The sequence below is a fragment of the Asanoa ishikariensis genome, from assembly GCF_900107455.1.
Lineage (GTDB): Bacteria > Actinomycetota > Actinomycetes > Mycobacteriales > Micromonosporaceae > Asanoa > Asanoa ishikariensis.
This window is the reverse complement of record NZ_FNQB01000003.1, coordinates 482,083-504,784: the sequence shown is the minus strand read 5'-3', so window position 1 is coordinate 504,784 and position 22,702 is coordinate 482,083. Positions and strand designations below refer to the sequence as shown.

At 70.8% G+C, this 22,702-nt stretch carries 22 protein-coding genes and 1 pseudogene; 11 read left to right on the top strand and 12 right to left on the bottom strand.

The window, feature by feature from the left end:
- Positions 1 to 19 precede the first annotated feature (19 nt).
- Entirely contained in the window at positions 20 to 883 is an 864-nt protein-coding gene (locus BLV39_RS26460) for a metallophosphoesterase family protein (RefSeq protein WP_090798709.1), read from the top strand.
- Positions 873 to 1,535 carry a 4'-phosphopantetheinyl transferase family protein gene (locus tag BLV39_RS26455; RefSeq protein WP_090798707.1) on the top strand — a complete coding sequence of 221 codons (663 nt, stop codon included), beginning with the start codon at positions 873 to 875 and terminating at the stop codon, positions 1,533 to 1,535. The genes BLV39_RS26460 and BLV39_RS26455 overlap by 11 nt, the downstream gene beginning before the upstream one ends.
- Here the strand turns inward: BLV39_RS26455 and BLV39_RS26450 are convergent.
- Both BLV39_RS26450 and BLV39_RS26445 read right to left on the bottom strand, forming a co-directional pair.
- Positions 1,532 to 2,443, bottom strand: coding sequence for a hypothetical protein (locus tag BLV39_RS26450; RefSeq protein ID WP_239083466.1), 912 nt, complete (start codon positions 2,441 to 2,443; stop codon positions 1,532 to 1,534). The two genes, BLV39_RS26455 and BLV39_RS26450, sit on opposite strands and share 4 nt — an antisense overlap.
- Positions 2,444 to 2,500: 57 nt before the next feature.
- Positions 2,501 to 3,502, bottom strand: coding sequence for a Gfo/Idh/MocA family oxidoreductase (locus BLV39_RS26445; protein ID WP_090798705.1), 1,002 nt, complete (start codon positions 3,500 to 3,502; stop codon positions 2,501 to 2,503).
- Positions 3,503 to 3,653: 151 nt separating this feature from the next.
- On the opposite strand from BLV39_RS26445, the gene BLV39_RS26440 reads away from it, so the two are divergent.
- Positions 3,654 to 5,012: an FAD-binding oxidoreductase gene (locus BLV39_RS26440; RefSeq protein WP_090798703.1), complete on the top strand. Its 1,359-nt coding sequence runs from the start codon at positions 3,654 to 3,656 to the stop codon at positions 5,010 to 5,012.
- Between the two features lie 4 nt (positions 5,013 to 5,016).
- On the opposite strand, the gene qcrB is transcribed toward BLV39_RS26440, so the two are convergent.
- A complete protein-coding gene (gene qcrB / locus BLV39_RS26435) occupies positions 5,017 to 6,612 on the bottom strand; it encodes a cytochrome bc1 complex cytochrome b subunit (protein WP_090798701.1) in 1,596 nt (531 codons plus the stop codon).
- Positions 6,613 to 6,925: 313 nt separating this feature from the next.
- Here qcrB and BLV39_RS26430 point away from each other — a divergent pair, with 313 nt between their 5' ends.
- Positions 6,926 to 7,633 carry a hypothetical protein gene (locus BLV39_RS26430; protein ID WP_090798699.1) on the top strand — a complete coding sequence of 236 codons (708 nt, stop codon included), beginning with the start codon at positions 6,926 to 6,928 and terminating at the stop codon, positions 7,631 to 7,633.
- Between the two features lies 1 nt (position 7,634).
- On the opposite strand, the gene BLV39_RS43680 is transcribed toward BLV39_RS26430, so the two are convergent.
- Together BLV39_RS43680 and BLV39_RS26420 are read right to left on the bottom strand one after the other, a co-directional pair.
- Positions 7,635 to 8,249, bottom strand: a complete 615-nt coding sequence (locus BLV39_RS43680; RefSeq protein ID WP_090798697.1) for a DUF6928 family protein — start codon at positions 8,247 to 8,249, stop codon at positions 7,635 to 7,637.
- Between the two features lie 95 nt (positions 8,250 to 8,344).
- The gene (locus BLV39_RS26420; RefSeq protein WP_090798695.1) at positions 8,345 to 8,794 is read right to left on the bottom strand and encodes an RICIN domain-containing protein; all 450 of its coding nucleotides are present in this window, start codon (positions 8,792 to 8,794) and stop codon (positions 8,345 to 8,347) included.
- 117 nt (positions 8,795 to 8,911) lie between these two features.
- Between BLV39_RS26420 and BLV39_RS26415 the strand changes: the two genes are divergently transcribed.
- Entirely contained in the window at positions 8,912 to 9,568 is a 657-nt protein-coding gene (locus tag BLV39_RS26415; protein WP_090798693.1) for a response regulator transcription factor, read from the top strand.
- Here BLV39_RS26415 and BLV39_RS26410 read toward each other — a convergent pair.
- The 3 genes and pseudogenes from BLV39_RS26410 to BLV39_RS26405 all read right to left on the bottom strand — a co-directional run.
- Positions 9,565 to 10,875: a sensor histidine kinase gene (locus BLV39_RS26410; protein ID WP_143049892.1), complete on the bottom strand. Its 1,311-nt coding sequence runs from the start codon at positions 10,873 to 10,875 to the stop codon at positions 9,565 to 9,567. The two genes, BLV39_RS26415 and BLV39_RS26410, sit on opposite strands and share 4 nt — an antisense overlap.
- Before the next feature lie 120 nt (positions 10,876 to 10,995).
- A complete protein-coding gene (locus BLV39_RS45130; protein WP_373315212.1) occupies positions 10,996 to 11,724 on the bottom strand; it encodes a ricin-type beta-trefoil lectin domain protein in 729 nt (242 codons plus the stop codon).
- Positions 11,725 to 11,820: 96 nt separating this feature from the next.
- Positions 11,821 to 13,125, bottom strand: a pseudogene (locus BLV39_RS26405) (serine/threonine-protein kinase); the annotation flags it as partial.
- A 209-nt stretch (positions 13,126 to 13,334) separates the two neighbouring features.
- Between BLV39_RS26405 and BLV39_RS26400 the strand changes: the two are divergent.
- Complete coding sequence (locus BLV39_RS26400) at positions 13,335 to 14,027, top strand: type 1 glutamine amidotransferase domain-containing protein (RefSeq protein WP_090798688.1); 693 nt, start codon at positions 13,335 to 13,337, stop codon at positions 14,025 to 14,027.
- Here BLV39_RS26400 and BLV39_RS26395 read toward each other — a convergent pair.
- Positions 14,024 to 14,740: an SDR family NAD(P)-dependent oxidoreductase gene (locus BLV39_RS26395; protein ID WP_090798687.1), complete on the bottom strand. Its 717-nt coding sequence runs from the start codon at positions 14,738 to 14,740 to the stop codon at positions 14,024 to 14,026. The two genes, BLV39_RS26400 and BLV39_RS26395, sit on opposite strands and share 4 nt — an antisense overlap.
- A 7-nt stretch (positions 14,741 to 14,747) precedes the next feature.
- Complete coding sequence (locus BLV39_RS26390; protein WP_239083467.1) at positions 14,748 to 15,341, bottom strand: TetR/AcrR family transcriptional regulator; 594 nt, start codon at positions 15,339 to 15,341, stop codon at positions 14,748 to 14,750.
- A gap of 173 nt (positions 15,342 to 15,514) precedes the next feature.
- Here BLV39_RS26390 and BLV39_RS26385 point away from each other — a divergent pair, with 173 nt between their 5' ends.
- The gene (locus BLV39_RS26385) at positions 15,515 to 16,015 is read left to right on the top strand and encodes a universal stress protein (RefSeq protein WP_090798685.1); all 501 of its coding nucleotides are present in this window, start codon (positions 15,515 to 15,517) and stop codon (positions 16,013 to 16,015) included.
- Positions 16,016 to 16,018: 3 nt separating this feature from the next.
- On the opposite strand, the gene BLV39_RS26380 is transcribed toward BLV39_RS26385, so the two are convergent.
- Entirely contained in the window at positions 16,019 to 16,393 is a 375-nt protein-coding gene (locus BLV39_RS26380; RefSeq protein ID WP_090798684.1) for a winged helix-turn-helix transcriptional regulator, read from the bottom strand.
- 101 nt (positions 16,394 to 16,494) lie between these two features.
- Between BLV39_RS26380 and BLV39_RS26375 the strand changes: the two genes are divergently transcribed.
- Positions 16,495 to 17,355 (top strand): NAD(P)H-binding protein, encoded by an 861-nt coding sequence (locus tag BLV39_RS26375; RefSeq protein WP_090798682.1) that lies wholly within the window; start codon positions 16,495 to 16,497, stop codon positions 17,353 to 17,355.
- On the opposite strand, the gene BLV39_RS26370 is transcribed toward BLV39_RS26375, so the two are convergent.
- Positions 17,352 to 20,327: an alpha-mannosidase gene (locus tag BLV39_RS26370; protein ID WP_090798681.1), complete on the bottom strand. Its 2,976-nt coding sequence runs from the start codon at positions 20,325 to 20,327 to the stop codon at positions 17,352 to 17,354. The two genes, BLV39_RS26375 and BLV39_RS26370, sit on opposite strands and share 4 nt — an antisense overlap.
- A 74-nt stretch (positions 20,328 to 20,401) precedes the next feature.
- Here BLV39_RS26370 and BLV39_RS26365 point away from each other — a divergent pair, with 74 nt between their 5' ends.
- The 3 genes from BLV39_RS26365 (at position 20,402) to BLV39_RS26355 (ending at position 22,686) form a co-directional block, all read left to right on the top strand.
- Entirely contained in the window at positions 20,402 to 20,602 is a 201-nt protein-coding gene (locus tag BLV39_RS26365; protein ID WP_143049891.1) for a hypothetical protein, read from the top strand.
- 102 nt (positions 20,603 to 20,704) lie between these two features.
- Positions 20,705 to 22,333, top strand: coding sequence for an MDR family MFS transporter (locus BLV39_RS26360; protein WP_090798677.1), 1,629 nt, complete (start codon positions 20,705 to 20,707; stop codon positions 22,331 to 22,333).
- A gap of 62 nt (positions 22,334 to 22,395) precedes the next feature.
- Positions 22,396 to 22,686: a GlsB/YeaQ/YmgE family stress response membrane protein gene (locus BLV39_RS26355; protein ID WP_090798675.1), complete on the top strand. Its 291-nt coding sequence runs from the start codon at positions 22,396 to 22,398 to the stop codon at positions 22,684 to 22,686.
- Positions 22,687 to 22,702 lie beyond the last annotated feature (16 nt).

Below are 22,702 nucleotides of genomic sequence, written 5' to 3'. Positions count from 1 at the left end.
GGTCAGTAGCGTCCCTCGTATGAACGCGAGCGGCACAGGTGCGCTGCTCGCGACCAGTGACCTGCACGTGGGTCACCCGGCCAACCGCCGGCTGCTGGAGCGGCTGCGGCCCGACTCGCCGGACGACTGGCTGATCGTCGCCGGCGACGTGGCCGAGCGGATGGCCGACATCGAATGGGCGCTCGAGCTCCTGGCCGGGCGGTTCGCGAAGGTCATCTGGACGCCCGGCAACCACGAGCTGTGGACCGTGCCCCGTGATCCGGTGACGCTCCGCGGCGTGCACCGCTACCAGCACCTCGTCGCGATGTGCCGCTCGTTGGGTGTGGTGACGCCCGAGGATCCGTACCCCGTGTGGTCGGGTCCGGGCGGCCCGGTCGTGGTAGCGCCGCTGTTCCTGCTCTACGACTACAGCTTCCTGCCGGTCGGGTCGGCCACCAAGCAGGACGCGCTGGCCCGCGCGTACGAGGTCGGTGTCGTGTGCACCGACGAGCTGCTGCTCCACCCCGACCCGTACGCCAGCCTGGACGAATGGTGCGCGGCACGCGTCGCCGAGACGGAGCGGCGGCTCTCCGCCGTGGATCCCCGGCTGCCGCTGGTGCTGGTCAACCACCATTGTCTGGTCCGCGAGCCGACCATGGTCCTGCGCTACCCGGAGTTCGCGCTGTGGTGCGGCACGGAGCGCACCGCCGACTGGCATCGCCGGTTCAACGTCGCCGCCGTCGTCTACGGGCACCTGCACATCCGCCGCACGACCTGGCACGACGGCCTCCCGTTCATGGAGGTCTCGGTCGGCTACCCCCGCGAGTGGTCCGAGCGCTTCGGCGGCGAGGCCCCGCGCCCGTGCCGTGTGCTGCCCCTGCCGACGGTCGCCCATGCTCGGTGAGCTGCTGCCGCCGGCCGTGCGCGTGGTCGAGGTCCACGACGATCCACCCGGGATCGAGCTGTACGCCCAGGAGCGGGCGCTGGTGGCCCGCGCGGTCGAGGCCCGCCGGCGCGAGTTCACGACCGGCCGCCACTGCGCCCGCACCGCCCTGGCCCGGCTGGGCTTCCCGCCGGCCGCGATCGCCAAGGACGCCCGGGGAGGTCCGCTGTGGCCTTCCGGAGTGGTCGGCAGCATCACCCACTGTGCCGGCTACCGGGCGGCCGCCGTGGCCCGCGCCGCCGACCTGGCCGTCGTCGGGATCGACGCCGAGCCCGCGGAGCCGCTGCCGGCCGGCGTGCTGGACCTGATCTCGCTGGAGCAGGAGCGGGCGGAGCTCGCCGAGCTCGCCGGCGGCTGGCCCGGCATCCCGTGGGAGCGGCTGCTGTTCAGCGCCAAGGAGTCCGTCTACAAGTGCTGGGCGCCGCTGGCGGGCACGTTTCTCGACTTCGACGGCGCCTACGTGCGGTTCGACCCGCCGACGAGGTCGTTCGTGGCCCGGCTACTGGCCCCGGGCGCCGAGGTGGTCGCCGGCGCGGACGGCGAGCTGCATGGCCGCTTCGCCGTCCGCGACGGTCTCCTGGTGACCGCGATCGCCCGCGGTGCGGTGGGCTAAGCGGCGACGTAGCCGTTGAACACGTGCACTCCGTCGTTGGCGCCGTTCGCACCGGACCGGTTCGTGCTGAAGTACAGCTTGCCGTCGCTGATGCCGACGCCTTCGATCTCGAACAGCGTCGAGTACGCCGAGGACGTGATGCGGAACGAGAGGTCGGCGGCCGCGGGCGCGGTGCCGGTCGTCGTCGGCCCCACGTTCCGGTAGACGAGCACGATGCTGCGGTTGTCCTTGGTCAGCGGGTTGTAGAGGACCCGCTTCGGCGCGTCGTAGAAGAACCCCTGGTTGAGGAAGGTCCCGAGGTCCGGCACCGTGGCCCCGTTGACGAGTGCGCCCTCGACCTGCAGGTCGAACGCCTTCGTCAGGTTGATGGTGCCCGAGGCGGCGCGCAGCGGGAGACTGGCGTTGTAGACGGTCCTGCCGCTCTTGAACAGGAACGTGATCGCGGTGCTGGTGACCGCGACCCGATGGATCCCGGACGGCGCCGCCACGGCCCCGTTGAGCCGGATCTGGTACGAGCCGGCGTGGTAGTAGGTGGTGCCGTCGTAGCGGAGCCGCACGAGCTGCGCCCCGGTCGCGTTCATGGTCACGACGAACATGTGGTGCTGAGCGTCGATGTCGACGATCGTCATGTCGTTCGCGTGCCCGAGCCAGGGGTTGGTCGACGTGTTGTTGGTGCCGTTCGTCATCAGCACCCGCGCACCGGTGGTCTTGTGGACCCGGTAGATGACCGAGACGTCGTCGTAGTTGGTGTGGTTCTTGATCGAGTAGAGGTACGTGGACCCGGCGGCGAACCCCTGCACCCCGGTGCAGCAGCTCGTATCGGGCGTACTGGCGATGTCCGTGTACGTGTTGTAGTAGGCGGCCTGAGCCGCGTTCAGCGGCAGGGCCAGCAGAGCAAGGATCGTCACGACCACAATCGACAGTCGCCTACCAACTCGCACGATCGTCCTCCCCGGACTGTGGGCTCAAAGCATGATCGTCGCACCCGTCGATGCGCTCGCGCGAGCGGCATCCAGCACCTCGATGTTGCGGACCACGTCCCAGGGGTCGACGGGGAGCGGACCCTCGCCCCGGACGGCGGCGGCGAAGGCCGGGTAGTAGGTGTCCCAGCGGCCGCGTTCGGTCGGCACCGGCTCGCCCGCGCCGCCGCGGTAGACGTGGCCCCAGCGGTCCTCTGGCTCGGTGCCCCAGCGGTCGCCCTCGGTCGCGGGTGTGCGTCCGGCGATGAGTGCTTCCTCCTGGCCGTCGACCCCGCCGACGATGTACGTGCCGGTCGCGCCCGTGACGCGGAACCGCGGACCGGGAGCGCCCTGGATCCAGCTTCCCCAGAGCTGCGACTCGACACCGCCCGTGTGCTGGATGCTGACGAAGCAGTCGTCGTCCTTGGCGGTCATCCGCGCGTACACGTGTTCCGCCGGCCCGAACAGCAGCAGGGCCTGGTCCACCAGGTGCGCGCCGAAGTCGCGCAGGTTGCCGCCGCCGGCCGCGGGCGGGCCGGGGTCGGGTGAGAAGCGCTCGAACCGGGACTCGAAGCGGCTGACGTCACCCAGCGCCCCGGTGCCGATCAGGTGCCGCACGGTCAGCAGGTCGGAGTCCCAGCGCCGGTTCTGGTAGACGCTGAGCGGGACCCCGGCCTGCTCGGCGGCGTCGACCGCGGTGCGGGCCTCGGCCGCGTCGAGGGCGAACGGCTTGTCCACCACGACCGCCATCCCGAGCGCGATCGCCTCGAGCGCGAGCGGAATGTGCGTGTCGGCCGGGGTGGAGATCGCGACGGCCTGGACACCGTCGGCGGCCAGCGCCCGCAGCGAGTCGTACGCGGCGGCGCCGGGCTGGTCCTTCCCTAGCTCGGCCCGGCGCTCCGGTGACCGGGTCACCACGCCGGCAAAGTCGATGTCCGGGGCCGACGCCAGCAGTGGCGCGTGGAAATAACGGCCGCCGAACCCGTAGCCGACCAGTCCGAATCGCATGGGGAGCTCTCCTTACAGCGGGGAGCTTCAGGTTAGAAGCAACTCCGCCGATGAGGGCAACCACGAGATCCGCGTCACGACGGCGTGACAGGGGCTGCTCCGTGGTTAGTCTCAGACTGAGAACGACGTCAGCAAAACGGGGGAAACAGACGTGAGTATCGAAAAGGGACTGGCCAGCGGCGGCGTCTACCTGCCGGGCGACGAGGGGTATGACCAGGCGCGGACGACCTGGGCGCTCGCCGTCGACCTGCGGCCTGCCGCCGTGGCCTTTCCACGTACCGTCGAGGAGGTGGCCGCCGTGGTCCGTTACGCCGCGCGGGCGGGCCTGCGGGTCGCGCCGCTCGGCACCGGGCACAACGCGCACCCGCTGGAAGGTGTCGACCTGTCGCGCACCGTGCTGATGCGGATGTCCGAGCTCAAGGGCATCGAGATCCACCGCCGCACCGCCCGCGTGCACGCCGGCGACGTCTGGCTGCCGGTCGTCGAGAAGGCCGCCGAACACGGCCTGGCCACGCTGCACGGCTCGAGCCCGGACACCGGAGTCGTGGGCTACCTGCTCGGCGGCGGCCTGAGTTGGTACGCCCGCGCGCACGGCCTTGCCGCCAACACCGTGACCGCTGTCGAACTGGTCACCGCGGACGGCATGATCGTCCGTGCCGACGCCGACCACCGCCCCGACCTGTTCTGGGCGCTGCGCGGTGGCAACGGTGCCAACTTCGGCGTCGTCACCGCTATCGAGTTCAGGCTCTTTCCCATCGAGACCGCGTACGCCGGGATGATGGTCTGGGACCTCGCGGAGGCCCACCGGGTGCTGAGCGCCTGGGCGCCCTGGTCGGTCACCGCGCCCGACGCCGCGAGCACCTGTTTTCGGCTGTTGCGGTTTCCGCCGATCCCCGAGGTGCCCGAGGTGTTCCGCGGCCGTCACCTGGTCGTCGTCGACGGCGCCGTGCTCGGCGACGACGCGGAGGCGCAGGAGATCCTGGCTCCGCTGCGCGCGCTCGACCCCGCTATCGACACCTTCGCCCGGGTTCCCGTGGCGGCTCTCGCGCGTCTGCACCTGGATCCCGAGCAGCCTGTCCCGGGCGGCGGCCGCTCCGCGCTGCTCGACGCACTGCCGCCCGAGGCCATCGACCGGTTGATCGAGGCGGCCGGACCTGCCTCCGACACCATCCTGAACGTGGTCGACATCCGCCAGCTCGGCGGTGCGCTCGGTCGGGTCGAACCCGACGCCGGTGCCGCCGCCCGGTTCGACGGCCAGTTCCTCATGCTGGCGGCCGGCATCCTGATCGGCGACCTCGCGAAACAGACGATCGCCGACGCCGAGCGCACGGTCGACGCCGTGTCGCAGTGGTCGCGCGGCCGGATGTATCTCAACTTCGACGAGGTCGGCGGCGACGCGAGCCGCGGCTTCGACCCGGACGACTTCACCCGGCTGTGCCACATCCGCGACGCCGTCGACCCCAACCGACTCTTCCTGGCGAACCACGAGCTCCCGGCCACGCTGAAGTAACGCCTTAGGGACGGCCGGAGACTACTTTCCGCTTCTCGGGCGCGTCGACCGGTGGGTGGCCGGGGGAGACCGGGGCCTCGGCCGGCCGCTCGAGAGGCAGGAAGAAGCCCTTGACGGCCGGTCCGAGGGCGCCGAGGCGGTTCATCTTCTTCGGTACGACCCAGCCGGCGTACTCGAGATCGCTGGCCAGCGGCTGGTGTACCTCGACGAACCTGCCGTCCGGGAGGCGCCGGATGATGCCGGTCTCGACGCCGTGGGCCAGCACCTCGCGGTCGTGCTGTTGCAGGCCGAGGCAGAGCCGGTAGGTCACGTAGTAGGCGATCGGCGGGACGATCAGCATGCCGATCCGGCCGGCCCAGGTGAGGGCGTTGAGGCTGATGTGGAACTTGTCGGCGATCACGTCGTTGCCGCCGGAGAGGGTCAGCACCAGGAAGAACGCGATGGCCATGGCGCCGAGCGCCGTCCGGGCGGGGACGTCGCGCGGGCGCTGGAGCAGGTTGTGCAGCCGGTTGTCCCGGTTCAGTCGGGCCTCCAGGAACGGGTAGGCCATCGGCAACGTCGTGAGCAGGCCGGGCAGGACGACGGCGGGCCAGAACATGGGCGGTATGACGTAGCCGTCGCCGATCGGGATCGTGATCTCCCACGCCGGCATCAGCCGGATCGCCCCGTCGAGCAGCATCACGTACCAGTCCGGCTGCGTCGCCGCCGAGACGACCGCTGACTCGTACGGGCCGAAAAGCCAGATGGGGTTGATCTGAAGCAGCCCGGCGAGCAACGCGATCACGCCGGCGACCATGAGAAAGAAGCCGGCTTGTTTGATCGCGTACCGGGGGAACATCCGCTCGCCGACCACATTGGAGTTCGTGCGTCCCGGTCCCGGCCATTGGGTGTGCTTCTGCTTGAACACCAGACCGACGTGGACCGCGATCAACGCCAGCAGCAGGGCGGGGATCAGCAGCACGTGCAGGATGAAGAAGCGGCCGATGATGAGGTCACCGGGGAACTCACCACCGAACAGCGACGACGTCACCCAGGTGCCGATCACCGGAATCGACAGCAGGATGCCCGAAGCGATGCGCAGGCCGGTGCCGGACAGCGCGTCGTCCGGGAGCGAGTAGCCCGTGAAGCCGGCGAGGAAACCGATCCAGAACAGCAGCGAGCCGATGATCCAGTTGAGCTCGCGTGGCTTGCGGAACGCGCCGGTGAAGAAGACCCGCAGCATGTGCACGACGATCGCCGCCATGAACAGCAGCGCCGACCAGTGGTGAAGCTGCCGCATGACGAGGCCGCCACGCACGTCGAACGAGAGGTCCAGAGAGGAGGCGTACGCGGCGGACATGTGCACGCCACGCAGCGGCGTATAGCTGCCGTCGTACACGACCTCCCGCATCGAAGGGTCGAAGAACAGCGTCAGGAACGTGCCGGTCAGCAGCAGGACGATGAACGAGAACAACGCGATCTCGCCCAGCAGGAACGACCAATGGTCCGGGAAGACCTTGTTGAGAATCCCGCGCAGGGGCGTCGCGACACCAAGGCGATCCTCGACCTCCCGGCCCGCCTTGCCGGGCAGGGACGCTAGAGACTTCGCCCGAGGCCGCATCGCTGACTCCGTCCGCCCACGTCTACTACGCGCCGTCGTTGACAAACGTTACGCGGCGTACGCGTCAGTGTCTACTACGTACCGTCGTGGACGAAAGCTCGATCACCGTCGACCAGACCGGCAACATCCACGTGCCCGACCGGAAAGCGCCGCTGACCTAAGGGGCCGTGCGCCGTCGCGCCGCCTGGCGGCGGCACACGGGTCGGGTCGACCCATCAGGGCGTGGGATGGGTAGCGTGAGCCGGTGCGTTCAGCGGCAGACATTCGGCGACGCTGGCTCGACCGGTTGCCAGCGATGGTGACGAGGCCCGGGATGTGGGCGAGCAGAGGGCAGGCGTTCGACGCGATGGCCAGGGGGCTCCTCGCGGACCTGTGTTTCCTCGACGAACGTGAGGCCGATCAGGACGCCGTCGAGTTGGTGCTCAGGTCGTACGGGAAGCTGGGCGTTGCTGGTCCCTTCATTGCCATGTTCGGCAAGGACCGTTCCTGTGTGGCCGAGGTCGCCTCGGTCTTCGCGGAACAGTTCCACCGCCTGGGCTACCTCCAGGTGGCGCGGCTGCTCGACGCGGACGAGTGGGACCAGCTCAACGCGGACCTCCTGCGGCGATTCGACGGCAAGGACGTTCGTCGCAGTGAGGTCGAAGCCTGCTACGGGTCGCCGAGCCTCGTCATCGAGAAGCGTGTGCTCTGCTATGCCCGCGCCGACGGCCCTGGTTGGCTCTTCTTCGACTGCTTTGAAGACCACGGAACCGGAGAGTACGTACCGGGTGCGGGCCGCTACGAGTGGCGATGGACCGAGGATCCGTTGGTGCGAGCGGTCCGCCGCCCCGCGCCAGACTTCGAGGCCGGGCTGGTCTTGACGCTCTACGGCAAGGTCATGCGCTGGGGACCCGGGTGGTGGCTGGACCAGCCGGATGGCTTGTCCGACGAACAACAGGCCGTTGCCGCCCAGCTACGCGCCGTCGAAGCCAGCGACCCATCCCAGTCGCTACGTACCAGGGAGGACGACCTCCTGCGCTGAACTACAGCCAGATCTGGTCCCACTCGCGGCTGCCCCAACCGTCCTGGTTCGCGAGGTAGCCGCGGAAGATCTCGGCGACTTCCTCGAGCGAATCGACCTCGCACCGGAAGTGCAGGTCTGCGCTGCCCTCGCGCCGTTCGACCTGGAACATGCCGGCCGGGATGTCGTATTGGCCCCCGGCCGCCGCTTGCAGGTAGTTCTCGCCACCCAGGTCGAGGATCAGGTGATCAAGCCCGTTGCCGAGCCGGCCGACCTGCGACTCCACGTCGAAGGGGGACGGCTGGGCGATCAGGCGGCCGTGTGATCGCTTCAGGGTCAGCTTCGGTGCGCCCAACCGGAACCCGGCCAACGGCACCTGGTCCAACTCGGGCATCCCTTCAGGCGGCAAGTCCTCGATGACGAACCCACACAATGCCGCCAAGGCGTCCTCGCCGAGGTCCAACGGGTGGAACGGCAGGGGGTAGGGCTCCTCGTCCTCGACCGCGACCACCTCGAGCCCGGGCATCACCCGCGCGACTAGCGCCTGGGTCGCCGCACGATCCAGCTCGCCCGGGTCTCGCAGCGCCTGAGCCACATCGCCGTCGGCATACACCAGCAGTGCGGTCTTGGCACCCATGCCCGCACACGCTACGGCAACGCCGCGTGTCTCTTTGGCGTCGTAACGGATGAGTCCGGCCCGCCGGCGGTTGCGGCGGGCCGGATCGGGTGTTGCTAGACGCGGAACCAGCTTTCCCATGTGCTGCTGTCGCAGTCCGGGGTGCGCAGACCGAGGATGCTGTCCTCCAGGCACGCGCCCGTCGCCAGGTTCTGGAACCGGCGTGTGTTGTCGGCCCAGTAGACGACGTGCCACTTCTGGTAGCTGCCCGCGTTGCAGTCGACGGTGCGCAGGCCCTGGACGTTGGAGTCGTCCATGCAGCGGCCGGTGTTGACGTTCTGGAGCCGGACGTTGTCGCCGCCCAGGTCGGTCACCCGCCAGCGTTGCGGGTTCGTCCCGTTGCAGGAGTACGTCCGGAAGCCGGCCGAGGTGTCGTCGAGGCACTTGTTCGTGCCCTGGTTGCGGTAGCCGTAGATGGGATCGGCCGCGTTCGCCGCCGGCGCCGCGACCAGCAACCCCGCTGCCACGGTCAGGAGCGCGATCAGCGTACTGATCGTCCGTCTCATGTCGTTCTCCCCTCGTGTCGCGCCGTCCGGCGCCAGATTCAGGGTGCGTGGCCGGCCATGCGTATCGACAGCGGGTGATCCCTTGACGTCGTCAGGGTTTTCCCGCCTACTTCCGCTATGCGCGTCGCACTCGCGGACGACTCCGCGTTGTTCCGCACCGGACTCGTGCTGCTGCTCGGTGCCGCCGGGGTCGAGGTCACCACCCAGGCCGGTGACGGCCGGAGCCTGCTCGCTGCCATCGCGGCCGACGAGCCCGACGCCGTCCTGCTCGACGTGCGCATGCCACCGTCGTACACCGACGAAGGTCTTGTGGTCGCCGAGCAGGTGCGCCTGCGGCACCCTCGGGTCGGCGTCCTCGTGCTGTCCACCTACGCGCGGAGCAGCTATGCCACGCGGCTTTTGGGCAACGGGATGTCCGGGCTCGGCTACCTGCTGAAGGACCGGGTCGACGACGTCGCCACGCTCCGCGACGCGCTCGACCGGGTGGTCCGCGGGGAGTCCGTGGTCGACACCGAGATCGTCGCCCGGCTCCTGGACCGCCAGAACGGGTTCCGCGGCCTCGAACGGTTGACCGGGCGCGAGCGGGAGGTGTTGCGGCTGATGGCCGAGGGGCGGTCGAACAAGGGCATCGGCCAGCGGCTGCACCTCAACGCCAAGACCGTCGAGTCACACGTCAGCGCCGTCTTCGCCAAGCTCGGCCTGCACGCCGCCGAGGACGAGAACCGGCGGGTGCTCGCGGTCCTCGCGTGGCTGCGGGCGGCCCCGTCCGGTTAGCACAGCGGGATGTCGGCGACCAGGCGTGCGCCGTCGTCGCCTCCGCCGACCGTCAGGTCGCCGCCGACCGCGATGAGGCGCTCCTTCAGGCCGGCCAGACCCGCGCCCGCGGCGGGGTCGACCCGGCCGTTCCCGTCGTCCGCCACCTCCACGCGAAGTCGCCGGCCGGCCACGCGGACGCGTACCCGCGCCGTCGTGGCACCGGCGTGCTTCATCGTGTTCGTCAGCGCCTCGGCGACGACGAAGAAGGCGGTCGCCTCCACGCCCGGCGCCCACCGCAGGTCCGGCACGTCGAGAACGACCGGCAGCGGCAGCGCCTCGGCGAGGTCGCTGAGCGCGGGGCGCAGCCCACCGCTGAGCGCGGCGGGGTAGATCCCGTGGACCAGGTCCCGCAGCTCGCGCAGCGAGGTGTGCACCTCCAGGCGGGCCTGTGCGACCAGCGACCGGCCCGCCGGATCGAGGCTCTGCTCCGCCGCCGCCAACCGCAGCGTCAGCGCCACGAGGCGTTGCTGGACGCCGTCGTGCAGGTCCCGCTCGATGCGGCGGCGCTCCGTCATGAGCTGGCGCCGGATCTCCTCGCGTGCGGCGGCGAGCTGCAGCATCGTCAGGTCGACCACCGCGAGCCGGGCCAGCAGCCGGCGCGCCGCACTGGCGAACGCGCCCACCGGCACGAGCAGCAATCCGACGCTCTGCGCCGCCACCAGGACCGGGGGCGTCGTAGCGCCGGCGGTGAACAACCGCCACGGTATCCACGCCGCCGCGATGACGCCCACAATGCCCAGACACGCCGTGAGGGGTGCCAACATCCAACGGTCGAGCCGGGGTGTACGGCCGACGCGGCGGGCCACGAGCACGAGCCCGACGGTGGCGAGCACGGCGGCGCAGGTCCAGAAGGCTGCCGAGAAGCGCTGGTAGAGGGCGTCGTCGGACCTCAAGGTCGGCCACCAGGCGTCCGGGCCGTAGCCGAACCGGCTCGAATCCGACGTCAGCGCCATGCCGCAGCGGGCGGCCAGCAGCCATACCGCGAGGACGACGGCCAGCCCGCGCCGCACCGCCAGCGCGCCGAGGAGGACACAGCAGGGACCGATGACGTACGCGAGGAGCGGAAACGGTCCCGCGTGCCAGTTGTCGAGCCATCCCACGGCCCAGGCCAGCCCGACGAGTCCGAAGAGGACGGAGGTGCCGCGCTGGCGTTCGTCACGGGCCAGCGCGGCGGCCGTCGCCATCAAACCGGCGCTCGCCAGAACGGCGGCGGCACTGATCAACGGCGCGGCTCGCCAGATCGGCGCGGTGCCGAACACCGCCACACCCGTGACCGTTGCCGCGCTCGCCTGACGCCACACCGGCCAGCAGCCCACCGCGTCCCCCGTCCGCCGCGAGTTCCGCCGCCGATTCTTCGTGGGATCGCTTTACCGATGCTTTACCGGCTAGCCGAGTGACCACTTCTGGTTGTCGGTGCCGCTGCACTGCCAGATCTGCAGCGGTGCCCCGTTCGCGGTGTTCATCTCGACCACGTCGACGCACCTGTCGGCCGGGATGCTGACCAGGTCGTGTGCCGTGTTCAGCTTGAACCGTTGCGACGACCGGCCGTTGCAGGTGGCCAGCCGCACCCTCGCGCCGTCCGCCGTCGAACCGCCGGCGACGTCGAGGCACATGCCGAGCGACCGGACCGTGCCGTCGCCACCGAAGGTCCACCGCTGACCGGAGGCGTTGCGGCAGTCGGCGATCTGGATCTGCTGCCCCGCGGTCGCGTTCCCGGACGGGATGGTGATGCACCGGTTGCTGCCGTGCCCGACGATCTGCCGCCCGCTGTCGGCTGCGCCGGTTGTCTTCGTCGGTGAGGGCGGGGCTCCTCGGCCCGGCGCACCCGTCACCGGCTGCTGACCGGGTTTTCCGCTCACAGGTGAGCTGGGTGTGCCGCCGATCGGCCGACCGGGTGTGCCGCTGGCCCGGGTCGGCGGTCCCGAAGCCGTCGCCGGCCGGAAACCGTCGATGACCAGCGTGAGTGACGCGCGTCGGGCCGCCCAGGTCGACTCCGGTGTGGACCAGCCGATCACGTACGCCTGGTTCGCGCCCGTGAGGAAGGAGCGGCGGAGCCGGTGGCGGCGTTCCCCGTCCGGACCGTCGTACGTCCACTCCCAGTCGGCCGCCCGCATCTGGTAGCTCACCGCGGCGAGCCGGATCCGCCGATAACCCGCGTACCGGTCGGCGCGTTCCTGGGCGGCCAGCTCCGCGAGCGGGTCCGCCCTGGCCGGCTCGACCCGTTCGACGGTCAGCACCTCGGCGCCGTCCGGCGGGTGGAACTCGACCCGCTGGCCGGCGGCCCGGGGCGACCAGCCTTCCGGCACCGGCACCGCATAGCCGCTCGGGTCCTGGTAGTAGCGCCAGCCGGCGGTGACCGGCGGCAACGTACGGGCGGCCGCGGCCTCCGCCAGGCCGGCGTCGTCACCGCCGCCCTCCGGACCGCCGTCGCGCAAGCCCCGGCCGATCAGCGGCAGGCCGGCCAGGATGACGATCACCGCGACCGCGGACACGACCGCGACCAACCGTCGTCGCCGGCCGCGGCCGCCGGTCGACGAGCCGGCGGCGTCCGTCCTGGGACCGGGCGGAGCCGGCATCCGGCCCGCGACCGGAGCGTCCGGACCGGCCGCGGCGAGGGCCGGGCTCTCCGGCGGGAGCTTCTCGTCCACCACGATGTGCCGCACCTCGATCGGACCGTACGGCCTGACCGTCGGTCCTGACATCGTGGCGCGGCGCAGCAACCGCTCCGCGGTCTCGGCGTCGATGCGTTGCTCCGGATCCTTGCGGAGCAACCCGTCCAGCACCTCGGTGAGCGGTCCCGCGCGCTGGGGCGGCGGCGGCAACTCGGTGGCGAGCGCCGCCAGCGTCGCGATGGACGAGGACCGCGCGTACGGCGACCGCCCCTCCACGGCCGCGTACAGCGTGGCGCCGAGCGACCACAGGTCAGCGGCGGGACCGGTGTGCCCGTCAGTGGCCCGTTCCGGGGCCAGGTAGGCGGGGGAGCCGAGCACCATTCCGGTGCGGGTGACGTTCGGGTCGCCCGGCACGGTCGCCAGGCCGAAGTCGGTGAGCACGATCCGGCCGTCGTCGGCGAGCAGCACGTTCGAGGGTTTGACGTCCCGGTGCAGCACACCGGCCTGGTGCGCGGCCCGCAGCGCGGCGAGCACGGACAGCCCGATCTCGGCCACCCGGGTCGGCGGCAACGGCCCCTCGGCGGCCAGCACCCCGTGCAGCGAGCGGGAGTGCACGAGCTCCATCACGATCCACGGATCGTCGCCGGTGTGCAGGACGTCGAAGACGCGGACGACGTTGACCTGGTTGAGCCGCGCGATGGCACGCGCCTCGCGCATCGAACGCTCACGCATCTCGCGCCGCTCGTCCTGCGTCAACCCGGGCGGGGGCACGAGCTCCTTGAGGGCTACGTCCCGCCGCAGCAACTCGTCGTGCGCCAGCCAGACCCGCCCCATTCCACCCTGTCCGAGTGGTGCGATGAGCCGGTAACGGTTGGCGATCACCTGTTGGGGCGCGTCGGACACGGTTGGACCGTACCGGCGGTAATTGAACACGCCGTATTACTTCGCAGTAGATGGTCGCACCGTCGGAAACATCACAGCCCGGAACGTAATTCAGGCCCGGTTCATAAGAACCCCTGACCCACGTTGGGTCGCTGCGTAGCGTGGGCACGGTCGCGTGATTGACCGATTCAGATCCCATTTTCCATATGGGTACGAGGAGGACGAAGGTAATGGCGAAGGTACTTTTCATCGTGAGCGGAGCAACGTATTGGGTGCTCAAGGACGGCACGAGGTATGCGACCGGCTATTGGGCCGAGGAGTTCGCGAACCCGTACAAGATGCTCACGGATGCCGGCCATGACGTCGTGGTCGCCACTCCCGGTGGGACCACGCCGAACGTCGACATGATGAGCTTGCGGCCATCCATGGCGGGCGGCGAGAAGGGCGCCCTGGAATTGGAGGAGATCATCCGCGACGCCGAGGTGATGCGCCGACCGCTCCAGCTCTCGGATGTGCGCCTGGAGGACTACGACGCTGTCTACCTTCCCGGTGGCCACGGCCCCATGGCGGACCTGGCCTTCGACGCCGACGCCGGCCGGCTGCTCACGCAGCAACTGCTCTCGGGCGACCCGCTGTTCATCGTGTGCCACGCACCGGCCTCGATGCTGGCGACGAGAATCCACGGCGAATCGCCCTTCAAGGGCAAGAACGTCACGGGCTTCACGAATGAGGAAGAAGACGAGGTCGGCCTGGCATCGCGGGCGACCTGGCTGCTGGAGACGGACCTGAAGGAAAAGGTCCACGTCAAGTACAGTCGCGGCCCGAAGTGGGAACCGTACATGGTGGAGGATGGCAACCTCGTCACCGGCCAGAACCCGCATTCCGCCGCGGTTCTGGGCGACCGAATGTTGCAACTCCTCTAACGATGCCCGGCGCTCTGTCCACCGTCGACATGGGAGATCTCGCCGGTGACGAAGGGCGACTGCTCCAGGTAGAGGATCGCCCGCACCACGTCGTCGACCTCGCCCATCCGGTTGACCGGGTGGCGCGCCGCTTGCGTGCCGCCCGGGTCGTCGGGGTGCATCGGAGAGCGGATGACGCCGAGGGCGACGGTGTTGACCCGGATGCCGCGGGTGGCGTACTCGATCGCCAGTGACCTGGTGACGGCGTTCAGCCCGCCTTTGGTGAGGGCGGTGAGGCCCGCGGCCACGTTGGCGTCGGCGTTGTCGACCAGGGTGGTGGAAATGTTCACCACGTGCCCGCCGCCGTCGCGGGAGAGCATCGCCGTGATCGCACTGCGGGCAATGTCGAAGAAACCCCGCAGGTTCACCCCGACGACCGTCTCGTAGTCGGCGTCGGTGTACTCCGTGAACGGCTTGGAGACGAAGAGCCCGGCGCAGTTGACGAAGGTGTCGACCCGCCCGAAGCGCGCCATGGTCGCGTCCACGATCCGTGCTCCCGTGCCGAACTCCGCCACGTCGCCCGGCATGGCGAGCACTTCGGGATCGGCCGACGGCTCGATGGAGCGCCCGGTCGCGGTGACGGCATAGCCGAGCCCGCGGTAGCCGGCGACCACTCCCGCGCCGATGCCTCCCGAGGCACCGGTGACGACGACGACCTTCCGCGTGGAGTCCATGGCGGAATCAGTCGAAGCGTTCGCCCATGGTCGCGAGCATCTGGTCGATCTGGTCGCTCAGTGAGCCTTCGCCGCGGCGTTCCAGCCAGATGTCCGTGCCGACGCGGAGGCTGGCCGTGAACGCCGCCGCCATCAGCCGGGCCCGGAGCGGGTCGCCGACCCGGCGGGCCAGGTCCGCGGCCACGTCCTCCTCGAACGCGGCGTGCCGGGCCAACTGCTGGCCGGTCAGCGACGGGTGGCGGCGGACCAGGCGGCTCTGGGCGACCCATTCCGGGTCGGGCTCGCCTTCCGCGTCGAACAGGGCGCGGGTGCTCAGCCGGATCGCCTGCCAGGCCGGCTCCGACGTGGGGCGGTTGTGCAGGGCGAGCAGGAAGCGGTTCAGGCGTTCGCGTTCGCCGTGCAGGAGGGCGTCCTCCTTGTTGGCGAAGTAGTTCGAGAACGTGCGGCGGGACACCTCGGCCGCGTCCACGATCGCTTCCACCGTGACCTCGGTCAGGCCCCGCTCGATTGCCAACTCCATCGCGGCGCGATGGAGTGCGTCGGCGGTCGCCGCCTTCTTGCGTTCGCGAAGGGTCTGGGCCTCCGCCGTCGCTGTCTCCACGCCTTGCACGATATCGCGCGTTGATGAGTATTGCTCAATGTGCAACTTTGCGCATCGAGAAATCTGATGGCAAGCTGAACGCGAACGACGCTCGCGAGCGAGAATTGCCGCCCCTGGCGGCGGCGGCACGGGGCGGCAAGGATGGGACCAGGCCCCGAAAGGATCGAAGCGGGATGGGTACCTCGGTGGCGCGGCACCCGGACGAGGAACACTACGGTCCGGCCGTACGCGCGATGAAGTTCGAACGCGGCACCGACGGCCCGCGCGTGGTGATGGTCGGTGTCGACGGCACCGAGACCTCCCTGCGCGCGGCCGCGTCGGCGTTCGGGGTCGCCCGGCGCCAGGGCTGCGGACTGACCATGGTCTTCGTCGCGGCGCCGGGGCTGCTGGCCTCGCTCGCGCCGCAGGTCGGCTACGCGCAGCAGGAGGCGTTCGAGGAGGTCGCCGCCGAGCTGCGGGCCGAGGCGCACCGGGCGGCCGAGGAATACGGAGTGCCGATCACCCTGGTCACCCGACGCGGCGACGCGTTCTCCGAGCTCGCCGCCGTCGCCGACTCGATCAAGGCCGACTTCGTCTTCGTCGGCGCGTCCGCGCAGGCCGGCCACCGGTTCGTCGGCTCGATCGCCACCCGCCTGGTCCGCCTGGCCCACTGGCCCGTGGTGGTCGTTCCCTAGGGCCTAACGGCGGCTGTCGTACGCCTCCCGGGCCACGAAGACGTCGTCCAGCTTGGCCTCGACCCAGCGGGTGAGGGTCCAGACCTGGTCGGCCACCTCGCGGCCCAGCGGGGTCAGGGAGTAGTCGACCCGTGGCGGGATGACCGGCTTGGCGTCGCGGTCGACGAAACCGTCGCGCTCGAGGGTCTGCAGGGTCTGGGCGAGCATCTTCTCGCTCACCCCGCCCACGGCCCGGCGCAGCTCGCTGAACCGATGTGAACCCGAGCGCAGCTCGGCCAGCACGAGCACGCCCCAGCGGCTGGTGACATGTTCGAGCACCGCCCGGGACGGGCAGTCGACACGGTAGACGTTGGGCACCTGGACTTCGCTTACGGCCACATCAGTACCTTACTTCAAGGTGGGTACTTACGAAAGGGCTGGTACCGCACGTAGCGTTACCGGAGGCCCAACCGAACAGACAACAAGGGACGAACACCACCATGAGCATCGTCATCACCGGCGCCAACGGGCAGCTCGGCCGCCTCGTCATCGCGGACCTGCTGGCCCGCGGTGTTCCGGCCGAGGAGATCACGGCCGTCGTGCGCAGTGCGGAGAAGGGCGCCGACCTCGGCGTACGGCTGCACGTCGCCGATTACGACCAGCCAGAGACCTTCAAGGGTGCGTTCGCGGCCGGTGACCGGGTCCTGCTGATCTCCGGCAGCGAGCCCGGCCGACGCGTGCCGCAGCACCGGGCGGTGATCGACGCCGCGGCGGCGGCCGGCGTGGCCCAGCTCGCCTACACCGGCGTCTTCGGTGGGCCGGACGCGTGGTTCGCCCTCGCCGCCGACCACCGCGGCACTGAAGAGCTGATCCGCGCGAGCGGGCTGCCGCACACGTTCCTGCGCAACAACTGGTACTCCGAGATGTACACGGGCGACGTCGCCGGCGCGATCGCCCGTGGCGCGGTGGCCAACGCCGTCGACCCGGACAGCCGCATCGCCACCGCGCCGCGCCGGGACTTCGCCGCGGCGGCCGCGGCCGTGCTCACCGGGGAGGGCCACCTCAACCGGGCGTACGAGCTCAGCGGCGACACCGCCTGGACGTTCGGCGAGTTCGCGGCCGAGGTCAGCCGGCAGAGCGGCAAGCCGGTCGCCCACGCCACCGTCACGCCGGCGGAGCTCACGGCGATCCTGCTGGGGGTCGGCCTGCCCGAGGGCTTCGTCGACATCCTCGTCGAGGTCGACGACGCCATCAACAAGGGCGCGCTGGCGGGCACGCCGGGCGACCTCGCCACCCTGATCGGCCGCCCGACCACCCCGATCGCCGAGACGATCGCCGAAGACCTGGCAAAGCTCAACTAGGCCAGGCGCAGCCTGATGGTCGCGATCTGGAACGGGCGCAGCCGAAGCGTCAGACCCTCGCCGAGGGCGTCCCGTTCCAGCTCGCGCTCCAGCAGGTCGGTCTCCACCGCACCGACGACGGGGAAGTCCGGTGCGATGGTCGCGGTGGCCCGGCCGCCGAGCGCCTCGTAGACCCGCAGCACCACGTCGCCGGACCGGTCGTCGGCCAGCTTGACCGCCTCGACCACCACCGCCTCCGGCGGCGACGAGACCACGTGCACCAGCGGAGCCACGGGGGCACCGAGGACCGTACGCACCGGCAGGTTGAGCTCGTAGCCCGCCCGCACGGCGTCAGCGACGGAAGCGCCGGGCACCAGCGCGTACTGGAAGACGTGCCGTCCCTGGTCCGTCGCCGGGTCCGGGAACCGCGGCGCCCGCAGCAGCGACAGCCGCACCACGCTGGCCGTGCCACCGCCGGGACGCGGAACCCGCCGGATGTCGTGCCCGTAGGTGGAGTCGTTGGCCACCGCCACGCCGTAGCCCGGCTCGGCGACCCGCACCCACCGGTGCGCGCACACCTCGAAGCGGGCCGCGTCCCACGACGTGTTCTCGTGCGTGGCCCGCGTCAGGTGCCCGTACTGCGTCTCGAACTGCGCCCGGTCCGTGTGCACGTCGACCGGGAACGCCACCTTGAGGAACTTCTCCTGCTCGTGCCAGTCCAGCTCCACCCTGAAGTCGACCCGCCGCGCACCGGCGGCGAGGGTGATCTCCTGGAGCACCGTGGACGCCCCGAACGCCCGCGAGACCCGCACTGTATCCCCGGCCACCGACAGTTCCGTGACGCCATCCACATCGGACACGAGTGAGCGGTAGAACGGGTCGACGTCCCAGGCATCCCAGCGGTTCGGCTCGTCGCGGTGGAGCTGGAGCAAGTTGCCCGGCCCGGCCAGCACCTCGCGCCCGGCCACCAGGTCGAGCACCGACACGACCAGCCCGCGCGCGTCGACCTCGACCCGCAACAGGCCGTTGTCGAGCTGGAAGCGGTCGGAGACCCGCACGACGCCCGAGACCGGAGGCGGGGGAGCGGCACCCAGCGCGGGCACACCGTCGCGGGCGAACGGGGAGGCGTTGAACGACACCTCGTGCCGTCCGCCGGTCCCGGCCAGTCGCGCGAGCGCGGTGGAGATCAACGTCGACAGCTCGACCGCGACCGCCGCATAGGTCGCGCGGGCCTCGCGGTGCACCCAGGCGATCGACGAGCCCGGCAGGATGTCGTGGAACTGGTGCAGCAGCACGGTCTTCCAGAGCCGGTCCAGCTCCTCGTGCGGATAGGGCACGCCGAGCCGCACGGACGCCGTCGTGCACCACAGCTCCGCCTCGCGCAGCAGGTGCTCGGCCCGCCGGTTGCCCTGCTTGGTCGCCGCCTGCGAGGTGTACGTGGCCCGGTGCAGCTCCAGGTAGAGCTCGCCGACCCAGACCGGCGCGGTCGACCCGTACTCCTGTTCGGCGGCGGCGAAGAACGTGGCCGGCGCCTCGAGCGCGACGCGCGGCGAGCCCTCCAGGTCGGCCAGCCGCCGGGCGCGGGCGAGCATCTCGCGGGTCGGCCCGCCACCGCCGTCGCCGTAGCCGAAGGGCAGCAGCGACCGGGTGGCGTCGCCCTTGTCGCGGAAGTTGCGGACCGCGTGGGCGAGCTCCGCGCCGGTCAGCTCGCCGTTGTACGTGTCGGCCGGCGGGAAGTGCGTGAACACCCGGGTGCCGTCGATGCCCTCCCACCAGAACGTGTGGTGCGGGAAGCGGTTGGTCTGGTTCCAGGAGATCTTCTGGGTCAGGAACCAGCGCGTCCCGCTCAGCGCGACGATCTGCGGCAGCGCGGCCGAGTAGCCGAACGAGTCGGGCAGCCACGCCTCCCGGGTCTCGATGCCGAACTTCTCGAGGAAATACCGCTTCCCGTGTACGAACTGGCGCGCCATCGCCTCGGACCCGGGCAGGTTGGTGTCCGACTCGACCCACATCCCGCCGACCGGCACGAAGCGTCCCGCGTGGACGTGCGCGGCGACCCGCGCGAACACCTCCGGCCGGTGCTCCTCCAGCCACGCGAACTGCTGCGCGGAGGACATCGCGTAGACGAGGTCCGGATGGGTGTCGAGGAGGTCGACGACGTTCGAGGCGGTGCGCGCGACCTTGCGCACGGTCTCCCGCAGGGGCCAGAGCCACGCCGAGTCGATGTGGGCGTGCCCGACGGCGGTGATCCGGTGCGCGCTGGCGTGCGCGGGCCGCGCGAGCACGCCGGCCAGCGCGGCCCGGGCGGCCTGCGCGGTCCCGGACAGGTCGGCCGGGTCGAGCGCGTCCATCGCGCGGGAGAGCGCCCGCAGGATCTCGTGCCCGCGCGGCTCGCCGGCCGGAAGCTGGGCCCGCAGCTCGGCCAGCACCTCGAAGTCGTGGACCAGCTCGGCCAGCCGCTCGTCGCGGACCGTGACGTCGGCGCGGGCGAGCCGGTAGAGCGGCGCGTCGCCGGCGGTCGCCAGGTCGCCGAGCGGGGTGGGCCGGAACCCCTCCAGCATGGTCGGGTTGCTGGCCGCCTCGACGTAGAGGTCGACGGTGGACCCGGTGACCGGCACCCAGTCGTTGCGCGGATGGATTCCCTTGTGGACAGAGCCGTCCGGCCGGTAGACGAGGCCCTCGGCCTGGAAGCCGGGGGAGGAAGCGTTCCAGCCGAGGTCGACCACGAGCTCGACGCGGGTGCCGGCGGGCAGGTCGGGCACGGTGCCGGTCAGCCGGAACCAGGTCGTGCCCCACGGCGGCCCCCAGGCGCCGCCGACCGGGAACGGCTGGAAGTCGCCGTCGGCGAGCGCGACGGCGGGTGGCACCGGCTCGCCCGGCACGTGCCAAGCGGCCACGTCCAGGCCGGCGACCACGCGGTGCACCGCGGGCCGGAGCCGGTCTGTCAGCAGGCGGGTCAGCCGATCCTCGACAACGGTCCGGTCGTCATGCACGCGGGTAGCTTATCGATCTCGTACCCCGGCTGATTTGCCTTCTTTGTCGGGTAAGCCGGCCTAGCGTCGGTGAGGTGCAGGTGTGGAACACGCCGCGTGACCGGCTCGGGCTGCAGTGGCGGATCGAGGTGCGGGACGCGGACCGGGTCAGCGTCTTCCGTCGCACCGGCGGACGGGTCGGCAACGCCCCGCTGCGGCACCCGCGCGACCTGTACGAGCTCGGTGGCTGGCTGGTCGACCGGGGCATCGATCCGGAGCACCTCATCGCGGCGTGACGCGATCGACGTGACTCGTTTCTCAGTGGGAAAACTTGCCCAACGCGCAAGATTCGGAGGATGCTGAGGGAGATCGACCAGTCTCGGAGGGATCCCCCTGCCATGAGCACCACCACGACCACCGCCGGGCCCGTCAGCGAGCCGGGGACCATGAACCATCGGCAGACCCTGGAGGCCCTCAGCGGGCTGCTCCTCGTGCTGTTCGTCGCCCTGGTCAGCAGCACGGTCGTCTCGACCGCCCTGCCCCGCATCATCGGCGAGCTCAACGGGTCGCAGACCCAGTACACCTGGGTGGTCACGGCCACCCTGCTGACCGCGACGGCGACCACTCCGATCTGGGGCAAGCTCGCCGACCTGTTCAACAAGAAGCAGCTCATCCAGATCTCGATCGTGATCTTCGTGGTCGGCTCGGCGATCGCGGGCATCAGCCAGAGCGCCGGCCAGCTCATCGCCGCCCGCGCGTTCCAGGGCATCGGCGTCGGCGGCCTCCAGGCGCTCGTCCAGGTCGCGATCGCGGCGATGATCCCGCCCCGCGAGCGCGGCCGCTACAACGGCTACCTCGGCGGCGTGATGGCCGTCGCGACGGTCGGCGGCCCGCTGCTCGGCGGTCTCATCGTCGACACCTCGTGGCTCGGCTGGCGCTGGTGCTTCTTCGTCGGCGTGCCGATCGCGATCATCGCGCTGGTGCTGCTCCAGGCCACCCTGCGCCTGCCGACGATCCGCCGCGACAACGTGAAGATCGACTACCTGGGCGCCGCGCTGATCGCCGCCGGAGTCAGCGTGCTGCTGATCTGGATCTCCTTCGTCGACGGCACGTTCGCCTGGCTGTCCTGGCAGACCTTCGCGCTGGTCGGTGCGTCGGTGGTGCTGCTCGCGCTGGCCGTGCTGGTCGAGTCCCGGGCGGCGGAGCCGGTCGTGCCGCTCACCATCGTCAAGCAGCGGACCACCGCCCTGTCGATCCTCGGCAGCCTCGCGGTCGGCATGGCGATGTTCGGTGGCGCCGTCTTCCTCGGCCAGTACTTCCAGATCGGCCGCGGCTACTCGCCGACCGAGGCGGGCCTGCTGACCATCCCGATGATGGCCGGCGTGCTGCTGTCCTCGATCATCGCCGGACGGATGATCTCCAAGTCCGGCAAGCTCAAGCCGTACATCGTGACCGGCGCGGTCGTCCTGGTCGCCGGCTTCGCGATGCTCGGCACCATCGACCACGCGACCTCGCTGGTCTTCGTCGGCGCGGGCATGCTGCTGGTCGGCATCGGCGTCGGCATGACCATGCAGAACCTGGTCCTCGCCGTGCAGAACACCGTGCACCTGCGGGACATCGGCGCCGCGAGCGCGTCCGTGGCGTTCTTCCGCTCGCTGGGCGGCACGATCGGCGTCTCCGTCCTGGGTGCGGTGCTGGCCCACCGGGTGACCGGCCAGATCACCCACGACCTGGCCGCGGCGGGCGTCCCGGCCGGCGGCTCGTCGTCCGGCACCAGCGCGCTCAACCTCAACGCGCTGCCGGACGCGGTGCAGCACATCGTGCGGGCCGCGTACGGGGACGCCACCGGGCACATCTTCCTGATCTCGGCCGCCATCGCCGTGGTGGGCGTGATCGCGGCGCTGCTGCTGCGCCCGGTCACCCTGCGCACCAGCCTCGACCTGGCGGACACCGAGCGGTCGATCTCCACGGCAGCCGGCGCGATCGACGGCGTCGCCGACGCCGAGGAGCCGGCCGGGCGGAAGTAGCGCCTTGCGGGGGTACGGACAATGGAAGGCACGTACGCGGCCGGACCCATAAGGAGCACGCTGTGCAGATCGACGGCGTCATCAGCGCGATCGTCATCGGACTCGTCATCGGCGCGCTGGGCCGGCTCGCGCTGCCGGGCCGCCAGCGCATCCCGATCTGGCTGATGCTGCTGATCGGCATCGCCGCGGCCCTCGTCGGCACCGGCATCGCCTCGGTGTTCGGCGTGGCCGACACGGACGGCATCGACTGGATCGAGCTGGCCCTGCAGGTCGCCCTGGCCGCCGGCGGCGTGTCGCTGGTCAGCCGCCGCCGCGAGGGGCAGCGGAGCCTTCCCCGCTACCCCTCCCGGTGACCGCGAAAGGAAGGGA